1 protein-coding gene is annotated in these 2220 nt (G+C 64.5%); it reads right to left on the bottom strand.

Annotated features, from left to right (window positions below; all coding sequences use genetic code 11):
- Positions 1-2220: cadherin domain-containing protein (locus ACP15P_RS23100; RefSeq protein WP_424930769.1), on the bottom strand; the 2220-nt coding region annotated here is incomplete at both ends.

Here is a 2220-nt window from a genome sequence, read left to right on the forward strand (position 1 = left end):
CCCGTCAGGGCATATGTCAGGCCGGAGCCTTCCGTATCCGTGTCGTCCGTGGCGTCGACGTCCATGACATCCGTCACATTCTCGTCGACCGACACCGTGGCGGAAGACGTGATGGTGGGCCCGTCATTGGTGCCCGTGATGGTGACGCTCACGGTGCGGGTGGTGGTCAGGCCCTGACTGTCCTCAACCGTCAGGACATAGTCCTGCACAAGCGTCTCGCCCTCGGCAAGATCCGCAAGGTCCGCATCCGCAACCTCAAGGTTCCATGTCACCGTGCCAACACCATCCGTGGAGGTGGCCTCGCTTACCGTCGCCGTGAAGCTGCCCAGATAGCCCGCGCCCTGGGCTGCGGCCGATACCGTATGTGTGTCCCCCGCATCGAAATCCGTGAAGCCGAGATCCCCCTCCGCCACATGGGTGACGGTCTCCGCATCCGGGTCGTCCCCCGCAAGCTCGGTAATGGCGCCCGTGTCCTGGGCATCCTCCCCGAGGCGCAGGTCAAAGCCGTCAACCTCAATGCCGTCCGCAATGTCGATATTGGTGAACCAGCCGTAGCGGTTGCCGCCCACGACACCGCCGGCTCCGACGGTGTCTGCCGGGTTGGACCGCGTCCCGGAGAACACCTCCGCACCCTCCGCGTCGAGTACACGCATCTCCACCGCAAGCACGCCACCATCGTCGTAAAAACGGTGCTCCAGCGTGTACCAGCCGCTGGAGGCGATCACCCCATGGTCGCCGCTCTCCAAACTCTCATTGGGATCGAAATTCGAGTTGTTGGATATGCCCACCAGCAGGTCACCGGTCGACGTGTCCTGCGTCACGTGGAAAATATAGTCCCGGTAATGCTGTCCGTTCGTGCCGTTCGCCGCGACCGAGTAGTCAAAACCCTCGCCTGCCGCCCAGCCGGTATCAAGCCAAACCTGAACCGAGGCCGTCCACTCCCCCGGCCACTCATTCCGGTAGCCGTCAAACCGCGTGAACGGTCCGCTCTCGAAGCCGGGATCGCCGGCCTGCACAATGCCCGCATGCCAGCCGCCCTCAGCAGAGGCGACACCCCCCGTACCGGAGGACACCCGGCTCACGGCACCGTAGCCGCCGCCATCCAAAACCCCGTCCGTATCCGTCTCAAACCCCTGCACGAAGCCGAATGCCGGTGCGGTGTTCTCCGCCACATCCGCCACCGTCACCGCAATGTCCTGCACGTCCGTAAGGCCACCGCTGTCGGTGACCGTGACCTGCACGTCGTAGGTGTTGTCGCCGTCGTCATCGCCGGGCGTCTCGAAGTCCGGGGCCGAGAGGAAGGACAGCTCACCCGTGGCCGTGTCGATGTCGAACAGCGCCGCGTCCGCACCGCCCGTCAGGGCATATGTCAGGCCGGAGCCTTCCGTATCCGTGTCGTCCGTCGCCGCCACATCGAGAACCGCGGTCGTGTTCTCGTCGACCGACACCATGTCGGGAGAGGTGATGGCAGGCGCGCCGTTCTCCGCCACATCCGCCACCGTCACCGCAATGTCCTGCACGTCCGTGAGGCCACCGCTGTCGGTGACCGTGACCTGCACGTCGTAGGTGTTGTCGCCGTCGTCATCGCCGGGCGTCTCGAAATCCGGGGCCGAGAGGAAGGACAGCTCGCCCGTGGCCGTGTCGATGTCGAACAGCGCCGCATCGGCCCCGCCCGTCAGGGCATATGTCAGGCCGGAGCCTTCCGTATCCGTGTCGTCCGTGGCCTCGACATCCATGACATCCGTCGTGTTCTCGTCGATCGACACCGTGTCGAGGGAGGTGATGGTGGGAGCGGTGTTGCCGGGCACAACCTCATAGATCTGTGCCTTGATGCCGGAACTACTGGTGTCGTCGACACCGTCATTGGAGTACCACGAGACCACGAAGCCCCCATCGGACAGAGCGGTGATTGTGGGGGAATACTGGCCGCTGTAGGTCTCCGAGTTGACCAGGAATTCGGGCCCGTCCGGCGTGCCGTCCGCCGCGAAGAGACGGGCCTTGATGCCGGTACTACTGGTGTCGTCGACACCGTCATTGGAGTGCCACGAGACCACGAAGCCCCCATCGGACAGGGCGGTGACCGTGGGGTAATCCTGGTAGCTGTTGGTCTCCGAGTTGACGAGGAATTCGGGCGCGTCCGGCGTGCCGTCCGCCGCGAAGAGACGGGCCTTGATGCCGGTACTACTGGTGTCGTCGACACCGTCATTGGAGTGCCACGAG

Source organism: Amaricoccus tamworthensis, assembly GCF_049800875.1.
Classification (GTDB): Bacteria; Pseudomonadota; Alphaproteobacteria; order Rhodobacterales; family Rhodobacteraceae; genus Amaricoccus; species Amaricoccus tamworthensis.